We start from the raw sequence: 21,487 nt of genomic DNA on the forward strand, positions 1-21,487 counted from the left end.
AGAAAAACTCCGATAAGTTCCTCATGGAAAGCTTCGGTACGATTAAGGGACGTTCATGCGCCGGCTTAGCCATTCTTTTAAGAATGGCTACGGCGTTGTGTATCCTGATTTTGTTACCGCTTTCTGCTCAATCAACTCCTCGAACATTAAGTTATCAAGGTCGCATCATTAAAACCGATGGAAGTCCTTTACGTCATTCTTCCGTTTCTTTCATTTTTAAAATTCTAAATCCATCTGGAACTTGCGTGATCTATCGCGAACAAATCAGTGGATTGGATATGAGTAACTCTAACGGTCTTTTTGACCTGGCCATTGGCTCTGGAGCCGTTGTCTATCCCACGACGGGAAGCTTTAATATCTTAGATGCTTTTAACAACTCCACCGCTTCTTATTCATGTGAAGGTGGCACGAACACTTACTCTCCGTCAGCAGGTGACAATCGCCGTTTGCGCGTTCAGTTCTGGGATGGGCTTGGATGGTCAGCACTCGAGTCTGACTTAGTCATTCGCACCGTGCCTTATGCCGCTTACGCAAATGCCGCTGAGCGCCTCGGAACTTATTTACCTTCAGAATTTGTTTTGAATTCCTCTGTTCCTAGTTGCGCCGTCGGGGAATATCTTTCGTTCAACAGTGGCACTTGGGCTTGCGTTCCGCTTGGATCAATGGGGTTGGGAACCGTGACTTCCATTACCGTGGGTACAGGTCTTACCGGTGGCACAATCACAACCACTGGATCCATTGGATTGGGTACTGAACTTGCTGGGGTTAATGCCTTGGCAACCACAGGTTTTGTTAGCCGCACAGGTCCAGGCGCGTATTCAACCTCGACATCGATCAATCTTACAAGTGACGTATCTGGAATCTTGCCGGTCGCTAATGGGGGTACAGGAGCAACGACCCTTGCTGCGGCATTAACGAACATCTTGCCGCCACAATCAGGCAACTCGGGTCGCATTTTACAAACCGACGGAACAACGGCGACTTGGGTTGTACCACCCGCAACCGGCATCACGGCCTTAACCGGAGAAGTCACGGCTTCTGGATCTGGATCAGTCGCTGCCACCATCACTGACGGCGCTGTTACCAGCGCAAAAATCCTAGACGGAACTATCGCGACCGCCGACATCGGTAACGGGCAAGTGACGGATGCTAAAATCGCAAGTCTTAGTATTGATAAAATCACTTCAGGGTCTGGAAAGTATTTAAGCTATCTGCCAAATAATGCGGCCTGTGCCGATGGTGAAGTCCTTAAATGGAATAACTCAAACTCACGCTGGATTTGCGGTACCGACAATGAAGGCGCCGGCGGCATTACAGCCCTTTCTGGTGATGTTAGCACGACAGGTTCAGGTGCAGTTACAGTGACTGTCGATAGAGTTAAAAATGTTCCCATCACTTTGACTTCACCAGCAACGGGTCAATACTTGAAATACAATAGTGGTTCTTGGGTGAATTCAGCTATTGCTATTAGCGACATAACTAATTTATCAACGCAATTAGCGGCAAAGATTGACTCATCACAAATGCCAGCAAACTGCTCTGCGGGTCAAACATTAACGTTTACCTCTGCCACCGGAACGTGGGCATGTTCGACAATCAGCGTTTCAGGTTCTAACTTTGCCTCTGCGACGGCCAATTACGTTTTAGCGGCACCAAATGGATCTGCAGGAGCGCCATCATTCCGCGCCCTCGTAGCAGCAGATTTACCTAACAGCGGTGCGACGGCAGGTACGTATACCAAAGTCACCGTCGATGCAAAAGGACGCGTCACGACAGGGGCCAGCCTTGCATCTTCTGATATCACGACGGCCTTAGGATACACGCCCGTCAACAAAGCTGGGGACACGGTGACTGGCGCTTTAACAGTCAATTCTACGTTGACTGCAGGCGCAGCCATTGTCATGGGCGGCAATACCGTGATCGACTCTGGTGGCGGATGGCATCGTACGTATGGAAACACGGGGTGGTACAACGGAACGCACGGTGGCGGTATCTATATGATAGATGCCACGTATGTCCGCGTTTACGGAAGCAAAGTATTCCACAGCGATAATACGATTCAAACCGGAACGGCGATGTATTCACCGGCTTATTACTATACTTCTGATAGACGCCTTAAAGAAAATATCGAAACTCTTAAGAATCCAATGGAAAAAACGTTGCAACTTCGCGGGGTCGCGTTTGATTGGAAAAGCACAAAAGGTCATGACATTGGTTTCATCGCCCAAGAAGTCGAAAAAGTTCTTCCCGAAACAGTCAGCGAACAAAAAGACGAAAAGCTTGGTACGATTAAGACCGTTAAATACGGAAACATCGTCGCTTTGGCCATTGAAGCTCTCAAAGAGCTTTGGAGAGATTTGCGCGGCGTTGATAGTCGCGTGAAATCATTAGAAGCTAAAATGAGTCAAGTAGAAGAACAAAATCAGTTACTTATCGAACAAAACCAAAAACTTATTGAAAGATTAGAGGCGTTAGAAAAAAGAGTCCCTAATTAAAACCTTAATTGAAATTGAACACCATCGCGTTTAAGCAAAGCACGTGCTGCTTGATAGCCTGCATTGGTCACACCGGTAATCCCGTGCGAGGACGTCCACGCAGAGGCGTAAAACACATTCTTTAATATCGAATCTACAGGCTCGTACTGCGCCCATCGACGTTTTAATACCTCTTCGAGGTCCATTGAGTTTGGATCATAGCCATAGATGGCGCCCGCGCTGTTGCGGCTGAATCTTTGGATCGTTTGGGGCGTTGCCATCTCGACCCATTCAACACTTTCAACAATTTTTGGAGCAACTTCTTCTAATCTTCGCAACCAACGATTCTGAACTTCAGTTTTTAACAACGAATATTCTTCTTCTGAAACATTCCACTTGTCCCACGAGTCCAAAATAGTCGCGTCAAGTGTGGGCCGCTTATGATCAGCATTGGGTAAGGCCGCATAATTAACTAATGAAAATTCTAAGGCTGAGGGACTCATGCGATTTTCGGATTTGCGTTCAAAGTCGCCAAAGAAATTAAAATATGAAAACCTTTTGGGAGCGACGTAATCGCTTTTCATTCCCAAGAATAGGGTCACCGCCGATCCACTGGGTTTTGGGTTTTCAGGTTTTGACCTTTTCAAAATTTGCGTGTGCTGGGAGGGGCTGCAGTTAAAGATAAACTTATCCGCGACGATCTTAGTTATTTCCGCCTTATTCCCTTTAGATCTTCGGGCAAAAATGGCGCGACAATGCCCTTCTGTCAGTTCCGAATCAAAGACTTCATGTAAAAGCAAAATCTCACCGGCATGATCCTTGATAATCTTCGCCAGATGATCTGAAAGAGCCTGGCTGCCCCCTTCAACATAATATCCGCCACCTTCATAGTAAAAAGCTTGGTTTAATAAAAACATTGCCGCCGAATAGGCTCCAGGTGAATCATTGTAAAAACCAATATTCGCCATAAGAATCCACATAAGCCGTTGGTCCTTAAATAGACTATTCATATAGTCGGCAAGTGAAATGGTCATAAACTTAGTGAAGGCGGGATAAGACAATGACAGCATCGGATTTTTCAAGCTCATAAAAATAGAGCTCTGCTGAAAGCGGATATGCTCTTTTGAAATCTGCCTCATATCCTCAAAGTATCGGCGCAATCCCGAAACTTCATTTGGAAATTCCTGGCCGAGCCGAACCAGCGCATTTTCATAATCGCAGGGCATCGAAAAAGACTTCTCGCCAAAGTGCACAGAAAAAAAGTCAGGTGACTTAATTAAAGGAACGTCCCAAATATTCAGCTCATCAAAAACAAGATCGCGAAAATTAGACGACCCTTTGCCCTCAATTAAATGCACAGCGACTTCAAATGAATATCCCTTGCGACGAAAGTGACTGGCAAAACCACCCACTTTATCATGAGCCTCAACAACGATAACCTTGTAACCTTTTTGGCTTAAGAGGGACCCCGCAACGAGACCGCCGAATCCCGATCCAATAATGGCAACGTCATATCTTAAATCTACCATAGGGACTCATTGATGGCGTGATATCCGACCGGCAAAGTTTCATATTTGATAACGATTTCACCTTGCATCTTATTAAGACTCATCACAACTTGGCCTTCGTCGTTCAGTACGTCACACTTCCCTTCCCAGCGGGAATCAGAAAGTGGACGGATTTCTTTTACCAAAATATAACGACACTCGCCCTTCTTAGAAAAATCAATGGAAACATTAGAAAGATGTGCGGGAACCATCGTCATTTTCTCGCTCCACATGACTTGTCCGCCCACCATCAAAAAGCAGGCCTCAAAAGTATTCATCAACTGATATGTTTCTTCATCCAAGTGGGCTGGCTTTTGATATTTTTTAAGTTTGCCGACCAATCGACCTTGGGAATCTACACGAACCCATTCTAAATTTACGAACATTCCCGAAAGCTCTAAAAACTTATCACTATAAAAATCCCCAATCTCAAGTTCATTTTGTAAGTTTAAGCCTGAATGAAACCCTAAAGGAGTGTGTTGAATCAAAGAGCCGCTGACAGTCTCGAAATTTTCAAGCTGTGATTGTACTTTGATCCGTAAAACCCCCTCTTTTGGAAATTCACAGACCGTGCGAACTTCAACAGGGCCCACCTCAAGAGTGATAAGATTTTTTAGATCGTAGGATTCTAAATTTGGAAACGCCTGAAAATAGCTTTTATAGGCGACGACCAATTCAGCGAAAAACAGACTGGCTGGCGCAATTCTTTGCCCTGAAATCTTGTGGTCATTTAGGAAATTCTGCTTTGCTAGATCCAGCGTTTGATAAAAGTGTAAATCCGAATCCCGACGACGTCCGATACTCATAAATGCATGCGGATTGGGCTGACCCTGAAATCCAGTCATAAGCTGATTTTGATCCGACATCAGGTAAACGGATTTGGGTCTTGTCAGCATTAATCGTTTAAACAGCTCTACAATATGATCGGCACTTAGAAGTTTTAGGCCCAACATTTTTACGGAACGTAATACCATCGGGTCTTCGGTCATGCCCACCTGGTCCGTCGGAGGAAGATATATCGGCGTTATATTATCATCCCAGCACGCCCACTCGTTACTAAAGGCGTAAATAGATTGGCCCATATTTCCATGTGAAGCGGAAATTGAATTCAGCTTATAGATTGTTGGCTTAAGAGATCTTGAACTGAAATACCTACTCATGCCCTCCACGGAAAGGTTTTTACTTCGAATCTCTTCAATAATTTCTTTAGCCTCTTTTCTTTCAAAAAGCTGGCTGTATTCCCGTCCGCTGGCATCAAAAATCAAATCAATCTCACCAAAATTAGACTCGGCTTTTTTTAGGGCCGCTAATAATGAGGATGGATTTTCTGCATCCACTTGAAGATATGTGACTGACTTCCAATTCACTTTTGTCGGTTGATAATTTGATCGCCCCACAATTGTTAGGTGAGTGTCCGGAAATGAAGAGCCCTCAAAAAAGGTTTTTAGAATGCCCTTAGAACCACCAATCGAAAACACATGTCGAGGCATATGACCTAAATCAAAGTCTTCTGGTTGCAACGCGGTCAGGGCTAAAGATTCACGACGGCCCCCTCGATAACGAATTTCTTTTAAAGAGTGTTCGAAGAATTCTTGATAGGCCGCTTTTTCGAATTCAGAGGAGCTATCAACATCGACCGCCTTAAAAGCCATCGTACCAAATTCAAGGGCAATGCATTTAAGGAACGCCTTAACTGCATTAAACCAACGACTTTCTTGACCCGATAAAATAAAATAGAAATTTCCACCTCGCTCGCGAATCTGCGCTAGGCTTGAATAGATATTATTTAATTTTTCGACAATTTCTTTTTCGCCAAGGTCGTTTTTGCTTAACGTCTTCAAACTCATCAAATATTTATCTGTGGCGAACTGCTTTAGTGCAAAATCATCACCATCAAGCAAAGTTTGAAGTGCGGGCTCTTCACCAATGGGGCCTAAGATTGGATGCGGGACCTGAACCCAAGAGCCTTTTTTTAATTCAAAGTGAACTTCTTGGTCTGTCAGCGAAGCATCTCTTTGCTTCATGCCCTCTAAAAGTTGCACGATGTCGCCAACTCTTTTTAGTTTGGCAATTTCTAGATTAGCGCCGATATCGACATTTCGTTCTTTAAAAGATCGAAATAAAATCTCTGCTTTTTTGATCGAATCAATCCGCAGATCTTCCTCAAGTCTTTGTTCCAAACGAATTTCTTCAATGCTGTAGCCCGTGATCTGACTAATAAAATCGCCAACCATTTTAAAGACTTTATGGTCCTTAATTTTAAATTGACTGACAGCTCCTGCTTCTTCTTCTTTGACTTCATAATCACGAGCAGAAAAAGACTGAATCGCGCCATTAGAAACAGATTTAACGAACGGTGATACAACGGAGCTGCTTCCCATCTCCACCGCCCCGGTGACTCCATAGCTTAATAATGAATCTATCTGCTTAAGAAAAAGCACTGGCCTTAAAAGCTGCTCACAAATAACGCAAATCAATTCTGCGCGTTCAAAAACATATTCTTTTTCGTAAATTTTTTGATTTACAGAAGAAAGCAGGGGTATTTTGACCGGCGAAATCTCAAAATCAATTTTTAAAACACTTTCTTTAAATGATTTTTCAGACGGGCTCATCAGGGTTGAATGATAAGGACGCCCCACGCGCCTAAGTTCAGTAGCGGCAATTTTATTGGCACGCAAATCCCGCAAAAAAGATTTGATGTTTGTTTTTGCGACAGCAACTGTAATTTGTTTTTTAGAATTTATATTGGCTATTTGCTGATCTTTGCTAATCGCAAGCGCGCGGAACTCATCCGTCCCGCTTGAAAGAACTACCAAACCACCCAAAGTTCCTGGTGCCGGGCTTGCCTGCTCTCTGAGTCCCACGATGTGATAGACAGTTTCAAAATTAAGAATTCCACTGGCATAAAAAGCCGCGTATTCGCCGAAGCTATGCGCAGTTACAATATTGGGCAAAGTCAGCTTTCGACAAAACTCCTCATAAAGATAGCACTGTTGAGTCAACTGCAAAAGATTCACTTGAAAAGCTTCTTCCGACGAAAGATAGGCGGCGTCTTCTTTTTTTTGTTTTTGAGTCAAATAGGCAAGGGGAGATGGGAATTTAAATTTTTTTGAAAGCTCGTCGGCTTTTCGCACCCATTCTTTAAATCTCACCGACTTGTTATAAAGATTTCTGGATTCGTTAACATCAAAAGAGCCTTGACCGGGAAAGATATATGCGGCTTTCGGACTTAATTGTGCGGTCACTTCCTTGAAGAAAATTTCTTTCATCGCACGCCCACTTCAAGCTTTGGTTTTAAGAATAGCTTATTGGCCAATTGTTCCTGGGCATAGATTTCTACTTCAACTCCCTCGCGAGTGAGATCCGGTCCCGCGCCCTTTTCTAAGACATGGATAAGTACACCCAAAGGATTTTCTCCGAACGCAATTTTATGAAAAAGCAGGTTTCGCGCTACACTTAGCGATCGAGGGCCTGCTTCGATATTGTAACTAATCCCCCGCATATCGAATGCATGGCAAACCCGACCGGCAATAACGTTATTTAAAACGCCTGTGGCGAAATCCTCATTCATCCCAATTTTTTCTAGATCTTTTTTAAGGTCGTTCAAAATTTCTGCAGATCGAGATCCGGGGTGCGATTCAAAGTATTTAATGTAAGACTCTAGCTTGAGCTTTTTTGCCATCAGTTCTGAAACTTCTAGCCCTAAGGTGCTTGTGGAAATGACGGCAGTATCTTCAAAAGGCCACACGCTTAAGTCCCGGTTCATATCTGAGAAGGCTTCAAGAGTGGCCGCCAAACCTAAGATCTGCATGGCATCGATATTAGATCGACTGTTGGGTGGGATTTTATAGAACGTATTGGTTTCCAAAAACTTGTCGATCGAAAAGTCGGCTCTGCTTAAGCCGACTTTAGAGAGCATGACGACGTTATTAGCAGGCTCTGCTTTTTCAGCCTGGGGATTTTTGGAAACTACGCAATGAAAGCTGCTTCCACCAAAACCGAAAGACGAAACCCCTACACTATTGATCTCTCCAGAAACATTTCTTTCTTCCAGTTTTAAAAGCAGCTGATCCGTAATCGGATTGTTCAGGTACTTAACCTGAGGGATCTTTTGCTGCTCAAGCATCTTAATTGCCTTGATCAAGCCGGCAGCCCCAGCCGCCGCCTTAGTATGCCCGAACTGAAATTTGGTAGAAGACGTTGGAATTTTTTGTCCCTTGAAAAAATCAACGATCGAAGAAACCTCTGTCTGATCACCGACCACCGTTCCCGTGCCGTGAGCCTCTAAATAGTCCAGCTGGAAGTTCAATTGCTTATGAGCCCGTCGATAAGCCAGTGTCTGTCCTTCGACATTGGGCTGAAAAAGACTGGTGGTGCGGCCATCACTAGCACCGCCCACTGACGAAATGAAAACCGAACTTTTCTCGCCGTCTTTTATTTTTTGAATGAGAAGTAATCCGCAGCCCTCACCCTGCAACAAGCCATCACTTTCGCGATCAAATGGCTTGCATCCTTTCTTGGACAAGGCACCTACGACATCAAAAGCTTTGAATGAGCCTTGAGACAGATTTGTTTCCGCGCCGCCAACCAAAGCGTAATCCCACTGATCAGAACGAATCATCGTCATTGCGATATCCATCGCCGCTATCGACGAGGCACAAGCAGCATCAACAATAATAGAGTCCTCTGAAAGGCCCAGTCTGTTTTGAATTCGATCCAAGATAAGATGGCTGCCATAGCGATCGGCGAAGTCATATTCCTTCTTATATTTTTTCCGAATTGAATCCTCGAAATCTAAAAACTCTTGAGACTGCCGCGAATTTCCTCCGGCCTTTTTTATAAATTCTACGTCAAATCTTTGCCCTAGGCTTAGATTGAATTCATCATCAGGATTCATCATACCTAAGACAAGTCCACCTCTGCCGGAAGGCGCGCCTTTATATCCAATAGCTTCACGGGCCGCTGATTCCACCATCACCTCAAGACGTGTGGCATCTTTGTCAATATTCCATTTTTTCCGAAGTTCAGAAATAAGGGAGTCATCAACCACTGCGGCTTCATACTGTACGAAATATTTTTTATTATCGTCTTCGGTTCCTTGCGGGTTCCACCGAGAAAGTGGCACTTTTTCCCTGAAGCTTTTTCCCGACAGAATATTGACCCAGAATTGTTCCGTATTTGGGGAATGCGAAAAAATGCATCCCATGCCGGTGATCGCGACGTTTTTCATAGGGGAAATTACACTATACTTTTTTTACAAAGAAAAGGACTTTACCTTGGTAAAGCGCCACTAGCAGCGAAGACAATCCCACTGACACGAAGCCGACAAACCCTGCATACACCCAGTACGAAAGCATCGCATCCTTAATTAGAAGCGCCCACGTGTGGACTGTCCAATAGGCGATAAGATAATGGATGACATAAAATATGATTGCACCCGAGCTCACCAAGCGCAAAAGCAAATGAGGCAAACTCACCCACGAGGCCCCCAACTCGCAGAGGCGTCTTAAAATCCAATACACTGATATCAGACCAAAAATATCACATATTCTTGCCGCAAAAATTCGGGATGAAAACAAGTATCGCGCGTCGAACTTCGCGTAATAATCAGGGTAAAGACTTGTAAAATAGAAAACAAAGTACGCCACCAAAACAATATCCAAAAAATATTTTATTTTTGTTCCTGATTTTTCACTTTGGTTTTCTTCAACCAAGTGACGAACTAAAAAACCAAATACAGGAAGCCACAGCCATGGAATCAGTGGCCAAATGTGCCCACCCGTCGCCGCCATCGATGTTAATGCCAAGAACGGCACGTTATAAATGGACGCGCCGTAAGTCGGAACCGTCGACCAGTAATTTATATGTAAGAATGAAAACAAAAACGCTAAAACCGTAAATACTACAAACTGAATTTTACCGGGCAAATCTTTAATTAGGTAATGAAGAATCGAAATTACTAACACTAACGAAATCAGCATGACCCAAGAAGACAACGTCGAACTTGAAAATTCGGCAACTCTCGTCGGAGTTGATATGACAAAATCATAAAGTAAAGGCTTTGAGACCTCTACGATGACCTGTAAAACAAAAACGACCACCGGAATTAGTAAAACCCGCTTTCCCCACTTAAGCGTCTTCATCATCAGTAGTATGCTCGCTGCTATAAAGGGCAAAATATCCCAGCGAATCACGTTATAAAATCCGACGGACAAAAGATTTTTCACCGAATCCATCAGCGCCAATAAAAGCAATAGTTTGACCGAGAGCAGTTGATCTATCCCACTCCACTGTTTAAAGCGGATCGGTGCCGACAGACGCACGCGCAAAAATTCACCCGCGGCCATTGGGAAGCACATTGAAATCAATCCCAAGAGACTGATATAATTGATAGATTCTCGGGGCATTTGAAAGGGTAATTGATCATAAGGCTTATAAAAGGCCATAAAGAATCGACAATGAACCAAACACATGCCAATCATCGCAATAACGACGAAAAGCTGGATGTTAATGGTCGATTTAGAAGAGTTTTTATCGTTCACGAAGAAAATTAGATATGAAGACCATTGTGAAGAAAAGCTTTATTTGCCATATTTCTAAATATGATAAGCATGCCTATGCCAGTTAAAATTCTTTTAAAAGTTTCTGGCCCCCAACGTCTTTCCCAGGAAGAAAGAAACGCCTTAATTCTTAAGCGACTTAATATTTCTAATAGAAACGTTACCTACACAGAATCGGGCCAACCTTATATTTGGATGCCCGGGGATTTTTCTCTTAGTCATAAAGACAATGTCTTCTTAGCTGTCCTCAATACCGATCAGAGATACTCGGTCGGATGCGATTTGGAGATTTTCCCCACCTCCACCGATTTTCCATTTGATGTTTTGTATGGACGCTTGCCACAGCAGGAACGACTCTTTGTCGACTCCAATACTTCAGGCCTTACTTGGGAGAAAAAGCTTCTAAGCCTCTTTGTATGCAAAGAGGCCCTTTTCAAGGCTTCTGCCGACCTCAAAAACCGATCGGCTCATCTGGTATTTTTAGAAAAAAAAGAAGATATGTGCTCTTTCTTGTACCGGGTTCAGGGGGTCACCCGAGGTCATCTTTTCGTTGAAGATCAACAAGATCATCTGCTCGGCGTTTGTCTTTTAGAACGGACAACATAAATCACGCCAAAGATCAGCGCCAACGCTGTTCCAAGAGAGAAAGCGATGAGTGGATTTTTATTTGATGGCTTCTCATCAGTCAAAGAAGGAACTGGAGCTGTGGCCCCTGGCGCGGGAGCACCCATTTGAATAGCGACGGGAGATTCTCCCGCAGCAAGAGTTTTCCCCGCAGCCAAAGTTGAAAAGCTGTATTTACCAAAAATATTATTAGGATATTGTTCTTTGAGCATTTTCATAAAGTCTTGATTTTGCTGAAATGCCATAAGATCTTCGATGGAAAGTGTTGTGCGTATTTTGCCTTCGAATTTGTCCGCAACTCCGCTATTTTTCAAGCTTTGCTGAACATAATTGGCACACGCCGCGACCGTTCTTCCCGTGCCTTTTTTAAAATCCCGATCAACGTAGACGATCTTGGCGTCTTCGGCAAAATAAGACGGCGGATATTTGGATATGGGTATCATACAGGCAGGCTTCGCCTTTTTAAAGAGCGCGGTAAGTTCTGGATTTTTATATTTCCATTCCACTTCAGTCGCAAAAAGATCAAACATCTCTGAAACTAAAAAAACGCCTTCGTCTTTACTTGTTTTAGCTGGAAGATTTTCAAGCTCTTTGGCGCCGCGAGGCTTAAAAGGCGCAAGCTTTTCAGCCCCTATGCCGGCTAAGGGAAGAATAATAAAAAAAACTAACAAGCCTTGGCGCAGCAAGCAAGCACCGTAACATTTGGCGGAGGCTTAGCAACAAAAGAAGACCATTCGGCTGACGAACGTGTCGGGATGAAATACACGCTCGCACCTGCGTTCGAAACGCCATGACAGTTCGCGTGCTCATCAATGATTAAAAATTCGGACCCTGATCCGCTCGCCCCGAGAACATAATAGTCCGCCGCGATCACCGGCAAGGTAAGGGCGAGACTTAAAATGAAATACGTATAAATTCGTTTCATACCCCTATTGTAAAACAGCTCTGTTTATAAGGTCAATAGAGTCTCGACCAGGCTCAAAACGAGACGCGTCTTTCGCCGCAGATCGACCTTGATTTGTGTGTGGTGTAGCAACACAATTTCTTAAACAGAGTTTAAACTAATGCGATTTATGCGGAGCCACCAGTGAGACTTATTCCGTTGCTTTTAAAAATCACCTTCTTCACGCTGTTAGCAGGGTGTATAGTAGCAATCTTCTTCCCGGTCGAAGAATATTTGGAAGGCGAATTACCTCCGACCGAAGTAAAGTTGGTAGATATTAGTGACGAGAGTGGTTTGAATTTCACTCATGCGGATGAACTTTACAGTCTTTTTCGCCATCTTCCTCACGTAACACACTTGGGACGCTGGCTAGAATCCATTTCTGCATCAGTAGCAGTCGTGGATATCAATAACGATGGTTTATATGATGTATTCCTAACGTCCACACAGATCGGCTCGGCTTCCAAGTTCTTTATTAATCAGGGCAACAATAAGTTTGTTGATAAAGCCGCCGACTACAATCTTTCAAGTCTTGTCACTGCAGCTCGTGGAGTCTTTTTTGACTGCGATAACGACAAAAAGATGGAAGTCTTAATTACGGCGCATACTCAGAACAAAATCATGAAAATGGATAAATACGGAAAGTTTCGCGATAAGGTCGTCCTTACATTTAGTAAGGACGCCCAGCTTTCCACCGCCGTAAATGTATTCGACTTTAATCGCGACGGAAATCTTGATATTATCGTCAATGGTTTTGGTCACTTAAATGTTCCCGAAAGCCTTGTTTCTGCCCGCAACGGCAGTGAAATGCGTCTTTTTGAAGGAAAAGGCAATTGTGAGTTTGAAGACGTGACCGAGAAATTAAACTTTGGCCGAAACTTTTTTGCGCACGCTTTTGCGGTCGTCGATTTATGGAACCGTGGCAATAAGTTAGACTTATGGATGGCCACTGATTTTAATGAAGACCACATCTTTGAGCAGCAAGACAACTATGAATACAAAGACGTGTCTTATTTAAAAAGCAAATCTCAATCGCAAAGCGGTATGGCGGCCGAGGCGTATTATGAAAACAATTCGCCGTATCCTTCCATTTATGTGTCACACGTTTTTAAAACTGGCTATGTAACCGACGGAAACAAAATTTGGACCTGGGATCCGAAAAACAAAATGTACTTCAACAGTGCCCGTGACATGGGTGTCAACCGCTGTGGTTGGGCCTGGGGTGGCGCAAGTCTTGATATTGAAAACGATGGCGACCCAGATCTTTTAGTCGCCAACGGTTTCGTTTCTGGTGACAGCACAAAAAACTGGTGGTTCGTTTTCCAAACAACTATGAATTCAGCTCGTCCGTTGGTGGGAACCCCAAAACATTGGCCCGACATGCGTAACTTGAATATGTCTGGTCATGAACAAGACTGTTTATTCATTAACAATGGAAAAGGTCACTATCGCGACTATTCTAAGGCGCTAAACTTTGATGTCGATAAGCGTGACGGTCGAGGAATTGCGCGTATCGATTCTGACAATGACGGTTTGATAGATTTGGTCGTCGCCAATCAAAAGCAAAAAGCTTACTTCTATCACAATCAAAGCTCTGGAAATTACAACTGGATTGGCTTTGAGCTAGAGGCTACAAAAAGCCAATGGCAAGCTTTGGGTGCAAAACTGATTCTGACGTTAGAAGACGGAACAGTGATGCGCAAAATCTATTATTCCATGAATGGTTATGCCGCCCAACACGATCCCCGTGCCGTATTCGGGATGGGACGGCAGAAGCCAACAAGCCTTATGATAGAATGGCCTTCTGGAAATCAAACAACTATAACTGATTTGCAAACCAATAAGTATCAAAGGATTGTCGAGCCATGATGACAAAAAAAGGTTTCATCTACCCTTCTTACCGTGACCCCCGCTTACATTTCTTGCTGTTTGCGGTTTTCTTTATATGGTTTGCTTTGAGCACCATGTCTTTTGGGCGCACGCCTCAGCAGTTTCTATTCTGCTTGGTGTTGTTTTCGACATTAGAGTTCATCTTTGTTTATCTTTACAAACATCAGATTGCCGTACCTACCAGCGGCATGGTTTCAAGTATTGGAGCTTTTCTACTGGTGGATACACAATATCCCCTGGTTATGGCGACCATTGCTTTTCTAACCATTGCTTCGAAATACTACATCCGCATTGATGGACGTCATATTTTTAATCCCAATAACTTTGCGATAGTTATCATAGCCCTCGCCATGCCAAATATGGTTTCACCGGTCGGCGGCTTGCGATGGGGGGGTGAACTTTGGGTTGGCGGAACTATTTTTGCAATGGGACTTCTTTTAGTTTGGTCGGCCAACAGATTTTTTGTGTCAGTCTCTTATTTAGCCACATTCTTTACGATCGGAATGGCTTTTAAAATGTTCGCGGTGAATAGATCTCTTTACACTTTGCTAAGTCCCGGGACCCAGCTTTTTGTATTTTTCATGATTTCAGATCCGAAAACGTCTCCGAATCGTTTAAAGGCACAAATTCTTTTTGGAGCAGGCATTGCTATTATAGATCATTGTTTAAGGCTGATTCAGTTTAGGCTTGCAACATTAACGGCGCTCTTTATCGCCACCCTCTTTTATGCCATCATTAATAAGTACACTAAAGACAAACAATCCACCGAAACATGGGTGAACTTAACAGCAGGTAAAGAGGCTTCAACATGAGTTTTATCAAAGGTCTTTTAATCGGTATTTTTGTCAGCTCTATCGGGTATTTCGTGATGACTTTAAATCAGAAGCAACCCGATCCTGGGCAAATAAATTTGAACGCATTTAAACAAACTGCTGGTACCAAGTACGCTGAGGTCGTGTTTCACGAGGCCGCTTATCAGGCCATTAAAGGCAAAACATTTAAAGAAGCTTGCGGTAACATCGCAGACCTTCATAAAAAAACTTTCTGCGAAGAGGGATATTATTTTGTCGCTTTCTCTAACGACATTAATAAAGTCAGTCATAACTTAGATAGCCAATCAGCCTCCAAAGTAGTAAGAATTGGAACTCCTGTTCAAGGGGTTTCCCTAGGAATGGCTTTAGCATTGAGATTACTGGCTTTTGATTTCTACAAGGGTCCTGAACATGAAATATACCAACCCTATATCGAAGACGGCTGGGGATTTCATTGGGCATTTCAGAACTATGACCCGACTTATCCGTTTAATTCAATTTGCGCGCAATTACCCAATAAGAAGTATTGTGAATTTGGAATTGGACGGGCGTTGTTTTTCAAAGATTTTTCACCCGATAAGGCGTTTAAAATCAGTCCTTACACTTTAAAAGGCCTGCAATTCGCTAGTATTTTTGGAGTCCGAGAAGAAGTAAAACCAAGTCCAGATGTTCCGATAGAGATGTTTGCTTACAATCTAAAAAACTGGAGAAATGTTCCAAATAAAAGTGTCGAGTGTACGTTAAATGAAAAACGACATTTCTTAGATTGTATGGAAGCGAAGGCTTATTAAATAAAAAAACCGCCTGAAGGGGCGGTTTTTTTGTACAAGTTTACCGCCAACGGGCGCTAAAAATGGTGGCTTGAGACGGAATTGAACCGCCGACACAAGGATTTTCAGTCCTCTGCTCTACCAACTGAGCTACCAAGCCATGTCTTGCTTTGAAGAGACCAAGGTTTAACTTTTGGTCCCCACGATGTCAACAATTAGGCTTTATCAAAAGCAGTTTTTAGATCGTTAAGTAAGTCTTGAAGGTCCTCAACCCCTACCGAAAGACGAATCAAAGAATCGTCAATGCCCAAAGCCTTGCGGTTTTCAGGCGGCACGGAGGCATGCGTCATGATCGCCGGATGCTCAATAAGGCTTTCAACACCCCCTAAGCTCTCTGCCAAAGAGAAAACATTCACATTTTCTAGGAACTTACGGGCCGATTCCAATCCGCCCTTAATATAAAAAGTAATCATTCCGCCAAAACCATGCATTTGTTCTTTTGCTAGAACATGCTGAGGATGGCTTGAAAGACCCGGATAAATTACTTTTTCCACTTTAGGATGAGTTTCTAAGAATTTCGCGATCGCCATCGCATTTTCTTGATGAGCTTTCATACGTAACGGCAAAGTTTTAAGACTTCTTAGATACATGAAAGAGTCAAACGCCCCCAAAGTCGTACCCATAGAGTTGCTTAAGAAAGCCAATCTTTCAGCAATCGCATCACTTGAAGTCACCGCGATACCCCCCACGATATCACTATGACCACCGATGTATTTAGTGGCGGAGTGAACCACGATATCCGCACCCAACTCTAAAGGGCGTTGGAAATAAGGGCTCATAAAAGTATTATCGACCGCGACCAGAATGCCTTTAGATTTCGCCACGGCCGCTATCTTCTTAATATCCACTAATTTTAATGTCGGATTGGTCGGCGTTTCTAACCAGACAAGCTTGGTGTTAGGTTTGATCGCCTTTTCAAAGTTTTCAAACTTAGTCAGGTCGGCAAATGTAAAATCAATACCGTCATGCTTTAAAACTTTATCAAATAAGCGGAAAGTTCCGCCGTACATATCATCCATGGCGATAACATGATCCCCACCTTTTAAAAGGTGCAGGATGGTCGCCGTTGCCGCACAACCCGAAGCGAAGGCAAATCCATACTTACCGCTTTCAAGGCTCGCCAAGCAGTCTTCGTACGCGCGACGAGTAGGATTATGGGTGCGAGAGTATTCCCAACCTTTATGAACGCCCGGTGATTCTTGAACAAATGTCGATGTCAAATAAAGCGGAGTCATAATCGCGCCTGTTGTAGGGTCTGGGGATTGCCCTGCATGAATTGCGCGAGTAGAAAAACCAAGATTTTCAGTCACTTTTTTCATATCAATTCCTATTTTTCGAAAGGTTTTGGATGGCTTCTTCCGCAGTGATTACCCGATTGAAGGCATTTTTAACGTCATCCGCCTTAAGAAGTTTGTTGTCGACCATCCATTGATCATTAAAGGCTTTGCTTAAATACTGACGACCGCTGTCGGGAAGAATCACGACAATATTCATCGGTTTATCGAACTTTTCTGCCGCCTTCATCGCTCCTACTAAAGCAGCTCCACTTGAAGGACCTACTAAAAGACCTTCTTCTGCTACCAACCGACGAGTCATCGCAAAAGCCTCTTGGTCATTAACGCGGACAAAGCCATCATAAATATCAAGATGGACGTTATCCGGAAGCATGTCTTCGCCGATGCCTTCCACCATATACGATCCCGGTGGATCTACGATTTTTTTACTATAGAAAAGGTCAAAAAGAATGCTGCCGACAGGGTCTGCACAGAATACTTTTACCGCTGGGTTTTTTTCTTTTAAATACTTAGCGCATCCAGAAAGAGTTCCCCCCGTTCCGGCACCACCGACAAGCATGTCGATTTTTCCGTCCATCTGGTTCCACATCTCTGGTCCAGTTGATTGATAATGGCGCGTGGGGTTGTCATTATTATGGAATTGATTGACTAAAAAAGCGCCCGGAGTTTCCGCCGCAATTTTTTTAGCGACGGAATAATGACTCATAGGATGATCCGGCTCCACCATCGGCGTGATAACAACTTGGGCCCCGTAAGCTTTTAAAATAGCTCTTTTTTCATCGCTCATTTTTTGCGGCATCACGAAAATACACTTGTATCCTTTGACCGCAGCCACCAACCCTAAGCCAACACCTGTATTGCCCGAGGTTGCCTCAACAATCGTGCCGCCCGGCTTCAAATCACCGCGTTTTTCGGCCTCTTCGATCATCGCAACAGCCACGCGATCCTTAATGCTTCCCCCTGGATTAAAATATTCCACTTTTGCGAAGAATTTATGTTTAGTTTCTTTGCCAATGTGTTGCAACGCGACCATCGGGGTGTCGCCGATGGTTTCTAGGATCGAATTATAAATGTGGGACATGGTTTTCTAACTTTCTAGGTCTTTTCTTCTGTTGGATTGAAGATAAACCGAGTTCATGGACTGCAAAACTGTATTCATTTGCGTAAGAGGGTCCACGGAATAAGCCATGCCAAGCTCTTGCGTAAGCTGCTTTACGGTTTGGCGACGAGGTTCATCTTTCATCAACTCGTCCACCAATTTTTCGAGCGCTAACTGCTTTTTCTCTTTTTGAGCCACAGCTTATCCTCCAACTATGGGGACTCTATCATCCGGATCCCAAAGAGTGAAAAAAATTTTTCAACAGAGGCCCAAAAAGGAGGGCCAGAAAGGCCGGAAATTGGAATAAAAGCAGAGGGACCATCATTTGGAAGGGCAATCTCGCAATCCTGGAAGATATCTCTTCATTGCAGGCTAGAATAATTTCCTCCTCCATTTGGTTTAATAGATTATAAATGGGCTCTCCCTTTAATCCACGCTCCAATATTTGCAGCAGGGACCTTCGATAAATCGACGAACACCCCTGCAAACATGCGCGGGAATCCTGTCCCTGTTGCAAAATCGATAGCCACTGCGTCACTAAATGAGGAAAATCACCGGATTCTTTTCGAACATAATTTAAAATTCCCTGTTTTACCGATTCCCCTTTTTCAACGGAGCGTTTTACCGACATCAAAAGTACAATTGGCGGCGCTACACCTTCCATTTTATTCTCCTTCCCATCAAAAAAATCCAAACGAGCCCCAAAATAAACGTCATTGCGGCGCCAAAAATTAATTTTCGATGTTCTTGGAAACCGAATTGCTTAATTACAAACAAAAGAAGCGCCACAAAAAGAGCGGTGACAATTATCGCCTGCATCTTCAATTGCTGGGTCACCTGTCCAGACCTACGTCGAAAATCCTGGAGCATCTTGATGTCTTTGCGAAGTGCGCGCAGCTGATCTAAGCAGCGACTTTTCGAGCGATCAATTTCCGCGAGTTCTCTTTGCAAATCCGCAAGCAGCGCGGATTTCATGGCGATGACATTTTCCGACATCACCAACGAATCATATATTTCCATCAACTGATGGCGGACCCAACCACTCTGAAGTTCGATGGCAGAATGAAGTGATGAACGGAAAGATTTGCCTGTTTGCAATCCTAGAATGACGGCATCAAGAAGTGGTACAAGGACATCACGCAGTCTTTTCAGCAGGAAAATACGCAAAACCACGGGAAAAAACTTTAAAGTTATTAAAAGAATGCCGATGAAAAGCCAGAGCGCGAGGGTTGAGCGACTTACAATCGCAAAAAAAGCGATGATGAAGAGGTTGATCACGTGCAAATGGCGCAGAAGTTGCGGAGAGAACGCAAAATCACGCGCCATCTGTGCAAGAATTCGATGTGCGAGCGTATGTCCGAGCATCGAAACTAAGAAAACAATCAACAAAGGTCACCTCCGCGAGGTCGAATGCTCGCAAAAAATATGCAAGGTAAATTTTTTGTTGACGTGGCTGGTTGAATTGGGAAGACTTAACTTAAGTAAAGTTTTTTAAGTTAGAGAAACAACAACAACGTTTGCATCCTAGGAGGAGCACATGGCAAAAAAGAAAGCAGCTAAAAAAGCTACTAAGAAAGCAACTAAAAAAGTAGCAAAAAAAGCTACTAAAAAAGCGACTAAAAAAGCTTCTAAAAAGTAATTTTTAGGAACTAAATTAGTTCTTGAAACCCCAGAGGCAACTCTGGGGTTTTTTTATTGTCAAAGCGGCTCCCCGTGCGGGTTTCAGGCCGATACAACATCCGAAAAATGAAATAAAAAAAGGCCAAGATTTCTCCCAGCCTTCTGTATTTTCAAATTATATTTTTTCGCTCAGTAACTAGAAATAATAAAGTGCCCCGATAGAGCCTGTCGGTAATAGCATGGTTCTTTTAACTTCATACATTGCGGTCAACTCTCCGAAAACGGAGAATCCAGCAAAATCCCCACTGAGTTGGTTGTATTGCAACCCCAGGGATCCGTTCACAAAATCTGTGCCAAACTGGCCTTCTTTTTTCTCTGCATCGGTCAAAACACGGTCCAGAATGCTTGATTCGCTATAATCCGTTGTACGACCTCGAGAATTATACCAGCGAGAGTAGCTCGCGGTGGTGTAAGGAGTTAAATAATAACCTTCAAACGAGTGTTTCCATCCAAGCTGGATCGTATTATATCCTGGACCTGTTCCAAAAGCGGCGATCACACCATCTTGATCCTCAAAATTGAGCTCCAACATAGCACCCACCAAACCACTCGCTCCGCCCACCATCATTCCGGCACCAGCACGACGATCTTCACGCATCTTTAAATTGGTATCGTACTGAAAGCTGCTCGCCATCGGCGCGCTATAGTAACTATTTCCTTCACCCGGAATACTTTGAATCTCGGACACTTCTTCCACCGCTGGCATATCATCTTCCGGCACAGAACCATGGCCCTCGTCTATAATCAAAGCGCCTTGATGTTCGTTGTTAGCGCTATTGCGCATATCACGGCTGTACTCTTTTTCGATAGAGCGAGCTTTGTTCGTGATTGTTTTTGAATCTGAGCGCAGATTCAAGGTTGAGTTTGCAGCGTGCCCTTGAACCACAAATAGAAGTGCGGCGCTCACACATAGCAAAGAAATCTGTTTCATCATGAACCTCCCCGGCCAATTAGAAGATACGGGCTCTTACACCCTCTTCTTGGAAAAACTTTTTAATTACAGGACCATCAAGTGGCTCTAAGCGGAACAACAGCTTATGAACCAAGTCGTATGTCTCTTCCGCTTTTTTTGATCGCAGATTGTGTGTCAAATAAGCCACGTCATCACTGATTTTAATGGCGTTATCCAACAATCGAGACACTTCTTTATTTTTTGACGTTTTATCCAGAAGAGCCAGCGTTTTATTAAAATTTGTCATCAACCGATCTATTTGTTGGATTGTATTCGACACGGAGCCTTCATTTTTCTCTACCAATTCTAATAGTTTTCCGGCCAAACCATATCCTTGAGATATTAATTGATCAATTCGTGGGGGATCTTCCCCGCGAACATAGGCTCCGGAAGATAATTCCCCAGCTTCCATGGTCCCCGGCGAGATTTCCAGAAACTTTTCCCCGATCACGCCGGCTAAGTTGATGAAAAATTTGGAATCTTTGCGGACACTGGTCCAGGCTTTTTTATCAATGGTGATTGTAAGACGAAGTTTGACCTCTTCACCGTTTTCAGCACGATAACCTGGATCAAAAGTGATGGATTTCACTTTGCCTACTTTAATCCCCATAACTCGTACCGGAGAACCCTCTTCAATCCCGCCGGCATAGTTGTACATGACATTTAATTCTCGAGCGTTTGAAAAGGGAGAAATAAAGCCCATTAAATATGCGAAAAAAACGACCATCATGGCCGACACAAATGCCAGCAAACCAACCTTGGTTTCAACTTTCATAGGCTC

18 protein-coding genes and 1 tRNA gene are annotated in these 21,487 nt (G+C 43.7%); 5 read left to right on the forward strand and 14 right to left on the reverse strand.

All coding sequences use genetic code 11. The features are described 5' to 3' along the window. The first annotated feature begins 23 nt into the window (after positions 1 to 23). Entirely contained in the window at positions 24 to 2,495 is a 2,472-nt protein-coding gene (locus AZI86_RS06040; RefSeq protein WP_061834167.1) for a tail fiber domain-containing protein, read from the forward strand. Here the strand turns inward: AZI86_RS06040 and AZI86_RS06045 are convergent. From AZI86_RS06045 to AZI86_RS06060, 4 genes are read right to left on the reverse strand one after another with little or no spacing between them, the layout of a single operon-like run. Then, positions 2,492 to 4,003 (reverse strand): phytoene desaturase family protein, encoded by a 1,512-nt coding sequence (locus AZI86_RS06045; RefSeq protein WP_061834168.1) that lies wholly within the window; start codon positions 4,001 to 4,003, stop codon positions 2,492 to 2,494. The genes AZI86_RS06040 and AZI86_RS06045 overlap by 4 nt on opposite strands. Beyond that, positions 3,997 to 7,290: an acyltransferase domain-containing protein gene (locus tag AZI86_RS06050; protein WP_061834169.1), complete on the reverse strand. Its 3,294-nt coding sequence runs from the start codon at positions 7,288 to 7,290 to the stop codon at positions 3,997 to 3,999. The genes AZI86_RS06045 and AZI86_RS06050 overlap by 7 nt, the downstream gene beginning before the upstream one ends. Next, complete coding sequence (locus AZI86_RS06055) at positions 7,287 to 9,251, reverse strand: polyketide synthase (protein ID WP_061834170.1); 1,965 nt, start codon at positions 9,249 to 9,251, stop codon at positions 7,287 to 7,289. Before AZI86_RS06055 ends, AZI86_RS06050 begins: the two co-directional genes overlap by 4 nt. A gap of 13 nt (positions 9,252 to 9,264) precedes the next feature. Next, complete coding sequence (locus tag AZI86_RS06060; protein WP_061834171.1) at positions 9,265 to 10,563, reverse strand: hypothetical protein; 1,299 nt, start codon at positions 10,561 to 10,563, stop codon at positions 9,265 to 9,267. A 69-nt stretch (positions 10,564 to 10,632) separates the two neighbouring features. Here AZI86_RS06060 and AZI86_RS06065 point away from each other — a divergent pair, with 69 nt between their 5' ends. Next, the gene (locus tag AZI86_RS06065) at positions 10,633 to 11,187 is read left to right on the forward strand and encodes a hypothetical protein (RefSeq protein WP_157684641.1); all 555 of its coding nucleotides are present in this window, start codon (positions 10,633 to 10,635) and stop codon (positions 11,185 to 11,187) included. Here AZI86_RS06065 and AZI86_RS06070 read toward each other — a convergent pair. Both AZI86_RS06070 and AZI86_RS06075 read right to left on the reverse strand, forming a co-directional pair. Beyond that, the gene (locus AZI86_RS06070) at positions 11,148 to 11,876 is read right to left on the reverse strand and encodes a hypothetical protein (protein WP_157684642.1); all 729 of its coding nucleotides are present in this window, start codon (positions 11,874 to 11,876) and stop codon (positions 11,148 to 11,150) included. The genes AZI86_RS06065 and AZI86_RS06070 overlap by 40 nt on opposite strands. After that, positions 11,870 to 12,130, reverse strand: a complete 261-nt coding sequence (locus AZI86_RS06075) for a hypothetical protein (protein ID WP_061834174.1) — start codon at positions 12,128 to 12,130, stop codon at positions 11,870 to 11,872. The genes AZI86_RS06070 and AZI86_RS06075 overlap by 7 nt, the downstream gene beginning before the upstream one ends. 162 nt (positions 12,131 to 12,292) lie before the next feature. On the opposite strand from AZI86_RS06075, the gene AZI86_RS06080 reads away from it, so the two are divergent. From AZI86_RS06080 to AZI86_RS06090, 3 genes are read left to right on the forward strand one after another with little or no spacing between them, the layout of a single operon-like run. Further along, entirely contained in the window at positions 12,293 to 14,017 is a 1,725-nt protein-coding gene (locus AZI86_RS06080; RefSeq protein ID WP_061834175.1) for a CRTAC1 family protein, read from the forward strand. Continuing rightward, on the forward strand, positions 14,014 to 14,850 hold the full coding sequence (locus AZI86_RS06085; RefSeq protein ID WP_061834176.1) for an RnfABCDGE type electron transport complex subunit D: 837 nt from the start codon (positions 14,014 to 14,016) through the stop codon (positions 14,848 to 14,850). Before AZI86_RS06080 ends, AZI86_RS06085 begins: the two co-directional genes overlap by 4 nt. Further along, positions 14,847 to 15,641, forward strand: a complete 795-nt coding sequence (locus tag AZI86_RS06090) for a hypothetical protein (RefSeq protein WP_061834177.1) — start codon at positions 14,847 to 14,849, stop codon at positions 15,639 to 15,641. The genes AZI86_RS06085 and AZI86_RS06090 overlap by 4 nt, the downstream gene beginning before the upstream one ends. Before the next feature lie 63 nt (positions 15,642 to 15,704). Here AZI86_RS06090 and AZI86_RS06095 read toward each other — a convergent pair. The 8 genes from AZI86_RS06095 to AZI86_RS06135 all read right to left on the reverse strand — a co-directional run bounded on the left by AZI86_RS06095 (position 15,705) and on the right by AZI86_RS06135 (position 21,481). Further along, positions 15,705 to 15,780: transfer RNA gene (locus AZI86_RS06095), tRNA-Phe, on the reverse strand. 55 nt (positions 15,781 to 15,835) lie between these two features. Then, a complete protein-coding gene (locus tag AZI86_RS06100; RefSeq protein WP_061834178.1) occupies positions 15,836 to 16,999 on the reverse strand; it encodes a cystathionine gamma-synthase in 1,164 nt (387 codons plus the stop codon). Position 17,000: 1 nt separating this feature from the next. Continuing rightward, entirely contained in the window at positions 17,001 to 18,056 is a 1,056-nt protein-coding gene (locus AZI86_RS06105) for a PLP-dependent cysteine synthase family protein (RefSeq protein WP_061834179.1), read from the reverse strand. A 6-nt stretch (positions 18,057 to 18,062) separates the two neighbouring features. Next, positions 18,063 to 18,272, reverse strand: coding sequence for a hypothetical protein (locus AZI86_RS06110; protein WP_061834180.1), 210 nt, complete (start codon positions 18,270 to 18,272; stop codon positions 18,063 to 18,065). 28 nt (positions 18,273 to 18,300) lie between these two features. Further along, positions 18,301 to 18,738 carry a hypothetical protein gene (locus AZI86_RS06115; RefSeq protein ID WP_061834181.1) on the reverse strand — a complete coding sequence of 146 codons (438 nt, stop codon included), beginning with the start codon at positions 18,736 to 18,738 and terminating at the stop codon, positions 18,301 to 18,303. Further along, positions 18,726 to 19,463, reverse strand: coding sequence for a hypothetical protein (locus AZI86_RS06120; protein ID WP_061834182.1), 738 nt, complete (start codon positions 19,461 to 19,463; stop codon positions 18,726 to 18,728). The genes AZI86_RS06115 and AZI86_RS06120 overlap by 13 nt, the downstream gene beginning before the upstream one ends. A gap of 427 nt (positions 19,464 to 19,890) precedes the next feature. Further along, positions 19,891 to 20,688, reverse strand: coding sequence for a hypothetical protein (locus AZI86_RS06130; RefSeq protein WP_061834184.1), 798 nt, complete (start codon positions 20,686 to 20,688; stop codon positions 19,891 to 19,893). Positions 20,689 to 20,704: 16 nt separating this feature from the next. Next, positions 20,705 to 21,481: an MlaD family protein gene (locus AZI86_RS06135; RefSeq protein ID WP_061834185.1), complete on the reverse strand. Its 777-nt coding sequence runs from the start codon at positions 21,479 to 21,481 to the stop codon at positions 20,705 to 20,707. Positions 21,482 to 21,487 lie beyond the last annotated feature (6 nt).

Source organism: Bdellovibrio bacteriovorus (genome assembly GCF_001592735.1).
GTDB classification, from domain to species: Bacteria; Bdellovibrionota; Bdellovibrionia; order Bdellovibrionales; family Bdellovibrionaceae; genus Bdellovibrio; species Bdellovibrio bacteriovorus_D.

What these genes read in the sequence shown, in the direction of transcription:
- AZI86_RS06040 (WP_061834167.1), top strand. Translation starts at nt 24, where the DNA reads ATGGAAAGCTTCGGTACGATTAAGGGACGTTCATGCGCCGGCTTAGCC.
- AZI86_RS06045 (WP_061834168.1), bottom strand. Translation starts at nt 4,003, where the DNA reads ATGGTAGATTTAAGATATGACGTTGCCATTATTGGATCGGGATTCGGC.
- AZI86_RS06050 (WP_061834169.1), bottom strand. Translation starts at nt 7,290, where the DNA reads ATGAAAGAAATTTTCTTCAAGGAAGTGACCGCACAATTAAGTCCGAAA.
- AZI86_RS06055 (WP_061834170.1), bottom strand. Translation starts at nt 9,251, where the DNA reads ATGAAAAACGTCGCGATCACCGGCATGGGATGCATTTTTTCGCATTCC.
- AZI86_RS06065 (WP_157684641.1), top strand. Translation starts at nt 10,633, where the DNA reads ATGCCTATGCCAGTTAAAATTCTTTTAAAAGTTTCTGGCCCCCAACGT.
- AZI86_RS06075 (WP_061834174.1), bottom strand. Translation starts at nt 12,130, where the DNA reads ATGAAACGAATTTATACGTATTTCATTTTAAGTCTCGCCCTTACCTTG.
- AZI86_RS06085 (WP_061834176.1), top strand. Translation starts at nt 14,014, where the DNA reads ATGATGACAAAAAAAGGTTTCATCTACCCTTCTTACCGTGACCCCCGC.
- AZI86_RS06090 (WP_061834177.1), top strand. Translation starts at nt 14,847, where the DNA reads ATGAGTTTTATCAAAGGTCTTTTAATCGGTATTTTTGTCAGCTCTATC.
- AZI86_RS06100 (WP_061834178.1), bottom strand. Translation starts at nt 16,999, where the DNA reads ATGAAAAAAGTGACTGAAAATCTTGGTTTTTCTACTCGCGCAATTCAT.
- AZI86_RS06105 (WP_061834179.1), bottom strand. Translation starts at nt 18,056, where the DNA reads ATGTCCCACATTTATAATTCGATCCTAGAAACCATCGGCGACACCCCG.
- AZI86_RS06115 (WP_061834181.1), bottom strand. Translation starts at nt 18,738, where the DNA reads ATGGAAGGTGTAGCGCCGCCAATTGTACTTTTGATGTCGGTAAAACGC.
- AZI86_RS06130 (WP_061834184.1), bottom strand. Translation starts at nt 20,688, where the DNA reads ATGATGAAACAGATTTCTTTGCTATGTGTGAGCGCCGCACTTCTATTT.
- AZI86_RS06135 (WP_061834185.1), bottom strand. Translation starts at nt 21,481, where the DNA reads ATGAAAGTTGAAACCAAGGTTGGTTTGCTGGCATTTGTGTCGGCCATG.